This is a genomic window from Rhizobium phaseoli (genome assembly GCF_003985125.1).
Classification (GTDB): Bacteria; Pseudomonadota; Alphaproteobacteria; order Rhizobiales; family Rhizobiaceae; genus Rhizobium; species Rhizobium phaseoli.
Genome location: NZ_ML133582.1, coordinates 123,298 through 130,239 on the forward strand (window position 1 = coordinate 123,298; position 6,942 = coordinate 130,239).

Genomic DNA, 6,942 nt, shown 5'->3' on the forward strand with positions numbered 1-6,942 from the left:
TTTGACGTTGTCGCCATTGCCGCAATCGGCCGAAGCCGCTAGAACAGGATGATCCGAAGCCGGTCGGCCTGAATCCTGTTCTGGATCGAAGAATTAGAGCATGATGTCGTCCGAAAGCTGCTGACACTTCTCGGCATCATGCCTACAGCGTCGCGTGTCTCGTCAGGTGCGCAGAGGGCGCCGTAGTAGCACTTTGAATTGCTGCATAATTCCCTAAATCGGTATCGATCGAGGGAATAATGCAGTAAGAGAACGATAGAAAGAATTGCGCCTCTGCGGCGTCTTGAAGGAATAAGACTGCGTGTCCGAAAAAGTCCAAACCAAGCCGAACGCCCTCTGGGAAAATATCAAGGTCATCATTCAGGCGCTGATATTGGCGATGGTGATCCGAACCGTGCTGTTCCAGCCCTTTACCATTCCGTCAGGTTCGATGATGCCGACGCTGCTCGTCGGCGATTATATCTTCGTCAACAAGTTCGCTTATGGCTATTCGAAATATTCGCTGCCCTTCTCGCCCGATATCTTCAGCGGTCGCCTGTTCGGGTCCGATCCGAAGCGTGGCGACATCGTCGTTTTCCGCTTCCCGCCCAATCCCGAAGTCGATTACATCAAGCGCTGCATCGGTCTGCCCGGCGACCACATCCAGGTCACCGACGGCGTGCTTTACGTCAACGGCAAGCCAGTTCCGAAGGTTGCGGACGGCAGCTTCACCTCGGATTACAAGCTCGATCCGGGTGAGGATGTACCGGTCTTCCGCGAAACCCTGGACAATGGCAAGACCTACGACACGCTCGATCAGTCTCCAGTCTCGCGCGGCGACAACACCCGTGAATTCATCGTGCCTGAAGGCCATTATTTCATGATGGGCGACAACCGCGACAATTCGCTCGACAGCCGCTTCGATGTCGGCTTCGTGCCGGCTGAAAATCTCGTCGGCCGCGCCAGCGTCATCTTCTTCTCGCTCGGCCACGACACCTCGTTCCGCGAGATCTGGAAGTGGCCGACCAATATGCGCTGGGACCGTCTTTTCAAGGTTGTTGAATGAGCAAGGCGCAGACGCTTTCTGCGGCCGACCGCGCAAAGCTTGAAAGCCTGATCGGTCATGACTTCGCCGAAAAGGAGCGCCTGGATCGTGCGCTGACCCATGCCAGTGCCCGGACGGAAAAGGGCAGCAATTACGAACGTCTGGAATTTCTCGGCGACAGGGTTCTCGGGCTCTGCATCGCCGAGCTCTTGTTCCGCACCTTCGGCACGGCTGGGGAAGGCGAGCTCTCGGTTCGTCTCAATCAGCTCGTCAGCGCCGAAACCTGTGCTGCGGTCGCCGACGAACTCAACCTTCATCTCTATATCCGCACCGGCGCCGATGTGAAGAAACTGACCGGCAAGCGCATGATGAACGTGCGCGCCGATGTCGTCGAAAGCCTGATCGCCGCGATCTATCTCGACGGTGGTCTCGAGGTCGCGCGCCGCTTCATCCTGCGCTATTGGCAGGGCAGGGCGGTCAGGGCCGATGGCGCCAAGCGCGACGCCAAGACCGAGCTGCAGGAATGGTCGCACGCGAAGTTCGGCGTCACGCCGCTCTATCGGGTTGATGAACGCAGCGGACCGGATCATGATCCGCGCTTCAAGGTGACGGTGGAAGTTGCTGGCATAAAGCCGGAAACCGGCGTAGAGCGTTCGAAGCGCGCCGCCGAACAGGTGGCGGCGACCAAGATGCTCGAGCGCGAAGGCATTTGGCAGCAATCGCCTGCCGGAAACTGACGGGACTATGACACAAGAAGAAGATATCGCGGCTGACGCTGCTGCAGAAACCCATGGTCCGACGCATTCGGGCTTCGTCGCGCTGATCGGCCCGACCAACGCCGGCAAGTCGACGCTGGTCAATCGCCTCGTCGGCGCCAAGGTCTCGATCGTCAGCCACAAGGTGCAGACGACGCGCGCGATCGTGCGCGGCATTGCCATTCACGACAATGCCCAGATCGTCTTCATGGACACACCCGGCATCTTCAAACCGCGCCGCCGGCTCGACCGCGCCATGGTGACCTCGGCCTGGGGCGGTGCCAAGGATGCCGATCTGATCATGCTGTTGATCGACAGCGAGCGCGGCCTGCGCGGCGATGCCGAAGCCATCCTCGAAGGCCTCAAGGAAGTCCGGCAGCCGAAGATCCTGGTGCTGAACAAGATCGACCGCGTCAACCGCGAGGATTTGCTGGCGCTGGCAGCGAGCGCCAACGAGAAGATCGCTTTCGAACGTACCTTCATGATCTCGGCCGAAAACGGTTCCGGCTGCGACGACGTCATGGACTATCTGGCCGCGACCCTTCCCGAGGGCCCGTGGTACTATCCGGAGGACCAGATCTCCGATCTGCCGATGCGTCAACTCGCTGCCGAGATCACCCGTGAGAAGCTGTTTCTGCGCCTGCATCAGGAGCTTCCCTACTCCTCGCATGTCGAAACGGAGAAGTGGGAAGAGCGCAAGGACGGCTCGGTGCGGATCGAGCAGGTGATCTATGTCGAGCGCGACAGCCAGAAGAAGATCGCACTCGGCAAGGGCGGCGAAACCATCAAGGCGATCTCGACGGCCTCCCGCAAGGAACTGTCGGAAATTCTCGAGCAGCAGGTTCACCTCTTCCTCTTCGTCAAGGTCCGCGAGAATTGGGGCGATGATCCCGAGCGGTTCCGTGAAATGGGTCTCGATTTTCCGAAATAGCAGTGGCAAGGATTTCGCCGGGCAGGAGCCAGCCCTTTGTTTCCTTGGAAAAAAATGGCTTCGTTAAGGAACGAATCCATGCCTTTGCGCATTCCTTGCTCGACGGTGCGTCGATGAGGGGCCGCCGGTTTACAAGACCGCGGGAGCAGGCATGGCAACGTCGAGACCCATCCATTCCTTCAAGACCCCTTGCGAGCAATGTCCCTTGCGGCCCCTGCCGCATTTCAGGGAGTTCAGCCGCGATGAGCTGGAATTCGTTTCCCGCTTCAAACGGGGCGAGCTAGCCGTCGATGCCGGTTCCACCATCCTCGTCGAAGGCGCCCACAGCGCCCATCTATTCACCGTGCTTTCCGGTTGGGGCTTCCGCTACAAGATGCTGGAAGACGGCCGCCGCCAGATCCTGAATTACATCATGCCGGGCGACCTGATCGGCCTGCAGGGAACGATTGCCGGCGAGATGCAGCATTCCATCGAAGCGCTTTCGCCGGTTTCCCTCTGCGTCTTCGAGCGCGACAGGCTGATGACGCTTTATAACAAGCATCCCTCGCTCGCCTTCGACATCACGTGGATCGCCGCGCGCGAGGAGCGAATATTAGATGAACATCTTCTCAGTATCGGCCGACGCACCGCACTGGAAAGAGCGGCCTATTTGCTCGCATTCCTGTTCGAGCGCGGCAGGAAGCTCGATCTTTTCAACAGCCGCAAATTCATTCCCATCACGCAGCAGCACATCGCCGACACCCTCGGTCTTTCCATTGTTCACACCAACAAAACGTTGAAGAAGCTCAGTGAACGGGGATTGATCCGCTGGCAGGAGCGCGGCTGCGAGGTTCTGAACGGCGAGGAATTGATGGCGATCGCCGGCTGGGATGGGCTCGGAGAGGGCAAGCGCCCCTTCATCTAATGCATGTCGCCCGGAAGTGTGCGGCGGTTCCGTGACAACGACATGGATAAAAACAAAGACTTAAAGCGCGTCGATGATTCAAATTTTGATGCCGCGCGCTTTAAAGCATGTCGCGCAAAGGCGCGGGCGATTTGCGACAGCGGCATGGGCAAAAGACCCGACGCGCGACGAGTGACCTGAAGCATCGGGGTTGCGCGCCACGGCAATCCGACAGATGGCAGCATGGGTGCGTGCGGAAACGCACGGCCGGTCCTTCTATGTCTTTTTTAAATGCGCATTAGCGTCCGGGAAAATAAGGTCGGCCGTCGTCCTTCCTCCGATTTGATTCTTATTGGCCGGACAGAAAAATGGTTTATTCAGAAATGGTGGCGGAATTCACCGACAGCGTGCCATGCGGGGCACCGGGGGGCAATGATGTTGGCGAAACGGCCGGGGCGCTGCGACAGGCGTCCGACGAGGGGCATGGAATCATGAGCGCAAACCGTGTTCTGGTTCTTGAGGATAGTCTGATCATCGCCATGGAGGCGGAGGATATTCTGCGTCTGTCCGGCGTCGACGGCATCGATATCGTCGGCAGCCTGGAACAGGCGAGGGCGGCGATTGCTGCGGAAAGCTATGATTTCGCGCTGCTCGATGTTAATCTGGGCGAGGGCATGAGTTTTGGATTTGCCCGCCATCTTATCGATGTCGGCATTCCCTTCGGCTTCGTCAGCGGCTATTCCGATATACGCGATTTCCCGCCTGACCTGCAGCACATACCGCTTCTGGTGAAGCCTTTCGACGAGAAGGCGATGCGCGAATTCCTGCAGAGGCTTCTTCCGGCGGCGGCTTGACCCGTCCGGATGCCGAAAGCACGCTGTAACGCTTTGAATTACTGCATGATTCCTTAATTCGATTTCGATCTCGGGAATTATGCGGTAGGATGGAATCGTCAGCCGCAGGGACTTCTTTCGATGCAGTGGCAGGACCACGCGATCATTCTGGGCATCAAGCGCCACGGTGAGACGAGCGTCATCGCCGAGGTGATGACGCGTGATCGCGGGCGCCATCTCGGCCTCGTGCGTTCCGGCCGCTCTCGCGCCATGCAGCCGGTGCTGCAGCCGGGCAATGCGGTGGAGGTCATCTGGCGCGCCCGGCTTGACGAACATCTGGGCGAATTCCGCGTCGAACCGGTGACGCTGCGCGCCGCCCGTCTGATGGAAACGGCGACGGCCGTCTACGGTGTCCAGGCGATGGGCGCGCTGCTGCGGCTGCTGCCGGAGCGCGACCCGCATCCGCATCTTTTCGATGCGCTGGAAGTCATCCTCGATCATCTGCACAATCCAGCCGATGCCGGCGAACTCTTCGTGCGCTTCGAACTGGCGGTGCTGAACGATCTCGGCTTCGGTCTCGATCTTGGCGAATGCGCGGCAACCGGCGCCCGTTCCGGTCTCGCCTATGTCTCGCCGAAATCCGGCCGCGCCGTCAGCCGCAGCGCCGGCGCTCCCTGGGCGGACAAGATGCTGCTCCTGCCGCCCTTCCTCGGCGTCGAAGGCAATCATGCGGCGGACTTCGACAGTCTTGCCGCCGCGTTCCGTCTGACGGGGTTCTTCCTGCATCGCCACGTTTATGAACCACGCGGCATGGAGGCTGCGGCAGCTCGTGACGGCTTCGTCCAGGCCGCCCTCAAGGCGCTCAATCCAGCCTTGCGGACGCTTTCCGGTCCGAACGGCGTCTCCGCCTGATCTGGTTTTTTACTGCTGCAAAACATCCTCCGGATTTGGCGGTTTACCCGCCTGGGGGCCCTTCCTATGTCTTGAAGGACTGCCAACCATGGAGGAAGCTCATGCTGACCAAGACCGCATCACCGACGACGATCACGCTTTGGAACGGCCGCGAAATTCCGCGTCTCGGCATGGGTTGCTGGGCCATCGGCGGCCCGTTCTTCGCCGGTGACACGCCGCTCGGCTGGGGTGACGTCGACGACGATGAATCGGTCGAAGCGATCGACCGGGCCATCGCCCTCGGCATCCGCTTCTTCGACACCGCCTCTAACTACGGCGCCGGCCATTCGGAGGAAGTGCTCGGCCGGGCGATCGGCAATCGAGACGACATCATTGTCGCCACCAAATTCGGTTTCGCCACCGATCCGGAAACGAAGCAGGCGATCGGCGCCTTCGCCGACGAGGGGTTCATCCGCCGCTCCGTCGAGACATCGCTGCGCCGTCTCAAGCGCGAGCGCCTCGATCTGCTGCAATTCCACATCAATGATTTTCCGCTGGAGCAATCGGATGCCGTCTTCGCTACGCTGGAGGCGCTGCGTGCCGAAGGCAAGATCGATGCCTTCGGCTGGAGCACCGATTTACCCGATCGCGCCGCTCGCCAGGTCGGGCGCCCCGGCTTTGTCTCGATCCAGCATACGATGAATGTCTTCGACCCGGTGCCGGAGATGATCGCGGTGGTCGAGCAGAAAGGCCTGATCTCGATCAATCGCGGCCCGCTAGCCATGGGACTGTTGACCGGCAAGTTCACTGCCGACAAGGCGGTCGGCGCCAAGGATGTCCGCGCCGCTGCCCTCGATTGGATGGTCTATTTCAAGGACGGCCGCATGGCCCCGGAATTTGCCGCAAGGCTCGATGCCGTCCGCGATCTCTTGACGTCAGGTGGCCGCACGCTGACGCAGGGGGCGCTCGCCTGGCTGTGGGCGAGGTCGCCGCGCACCTTCCCCATTCCGGGCTTCCGCACTGTCGCCCAGGTGGAGGAGAATGTCGGTGCACTGGAAAAGGGACCGCTGCCGGCGGATGTCATGGCGGAGATTGATGCGGCACTCGCGCGCGGATGAGTGGCTCAACGCCCTCATTCCTGTGCTCCTCAGGGCTTCGCCCAAGGGATGTCACAGGAATCCAGCCACCGCGCGTCTGCGCGGTGAATGACCCAATGCGATTTGAAAAATTCTCCCGCGACCAAGGACTTGGGCGCACTGGATTCTTGTGACGGGCACCGGAGGGCGTAGCAATTGCCGGCCGAATGAGGCACCCGCTACAGTGCTTCTCTGTACGCCGGCGGCGAGTTTGGCGAGAACGCCAACCACACTCTCCGTCATCCCAGGCCTTGATGTAAAGCCCGGATACATACCTGACAGATGTTCGGAGACATGCCTGACACTCAGTCCGGGCTTTTGAGATCGATTTTTGCGACCTGAGTTGCGCCGAAGAATACGCCGTAGAGACCGTCGTACTGGAGCGGACGGATGGCGAGGCGTTCGGTTTTGAAGGCGTTGGGCACGCGCCAGAATCGCCCCTTGAAGCTGACATAGCCCTTGGTTGTTCCAACGCGGCGCACGATCTCA

The 6,942-nt window shown here is 60.2% G+C and carries 8 protein-coding genes and 1 pseudogene; 8 read left to right on the forward strand and 1 reads right to left on the reverse strand.

The window, feature by feature from the left end:
* Positions 1 to 301: 301 nt before the first annotated feature.
* From lepB to EFD56_RS24435, 8 genes are all read left to right on the forward strand, one after another.
* Positions 302 to 1,045: a signal peptidase I gene (gene lepB / locus EFD56_RS24405; protein ID WP_012483261.1), complete on the forward strand. Its 744-nt coding sequence runs from the start codon at positions 302 to 304 to the stop codon at positions 1,043 to 1,045.
* Positions 1,042 to 1,761, forward strand: coding sequence for a ribonuclease III (rnc, locus tag EFD56_RS24410; protein ID WP_004675053.1), 720 nt, complete (start codon positions 1,042 to 1,044; stop codon positions 1,759 to 1,761). Before lepB ends, rnc begins: the two co-directional genes overlap by 4 nt.
* A 7-nt stretch (positions 1,762 to 1,768) precedes the next feature.
* Entirely contained in the window at positions 1,769 to 2,710 is a 942-nt protein-coding gene (era, locus tag EFD56_RS24415) for a GTPase Era (protein WP_004675055.1), read from the forward strand.
* A gap of 151 nt (positions 2,711 to 2,861) precedes the next feature.
* On the forward strand, positions 2,862 to 3,614 hold the full coding sequence (locus EFD56_RS24420) for a Crp/Fnr family transcriptional regulator (protein WP_126906521.1): 753 nt from the start codon (positions 2,862 to 2,864) through the stop codon (positions 3,612 to 3,614).
* Between the two features lie 42 nt (positions 3,615 to 3,656).
* Entirely contained in the window at positions 3,657 to 3,794 is a 138-nt protein-coding gene (locus tag EFD56_RS32770; protein WP_164736861.1) for a hypothetical protein, read from the forward strand.
* A gap of 167 nt (positions 3,795 to 3,961) precedes the next feature.
* A complete protein-coding gene (locus EFD56_RS24425) occupies positions 3,962 to 4,447 on the forward strand; it encodes a response regulator (protein ID WP_037137775.1) in 486 nt (161 codons plus the stop codon).
* Positions 4,448 to 4,567: 120 nt separating this feature from the next.
* The gene (gene recO / locus EFD56_RS24430) at positions 4,568 to 5,338 is read left to right on the forward strand and encodes a DNA repair protein RecO (protein WP_126906522.1); all 771 of its coding nucleotides are present in this window, start codon (positions 4,568 to 4,570) and stop codon (positions 5,336 to 5,338) included.
* A 101-nt stretch (positions 5,339 to 5,439) separates the two neighbouring features.
* Positions 5,440 to 6,435 carry an aldo/keto reductase gene (locus tag EFD56_RS24435; RefSeq protein ID WP_126906523.1) on the forward strand — a complete coding sequence of 332 codons (996 nt, stop codon included), beginning with the start codon at positions 5,440 to 5,442 and terminating at the stop codon, positions 6,433 to 6,435.
* A gap of 279 nt (positions 6,436 to 6,714) precedes the next feature.
* On the opposite strand, the pseudogene EFD56_RS24440 reads toward EFD56_RS24435, so the two are convergent.
* Positions 6,715 to 6,942: pseudogene (locus tag EFD56_RS24440) on the reverse strand (IS481 family transposase); the annotation flags it as partial.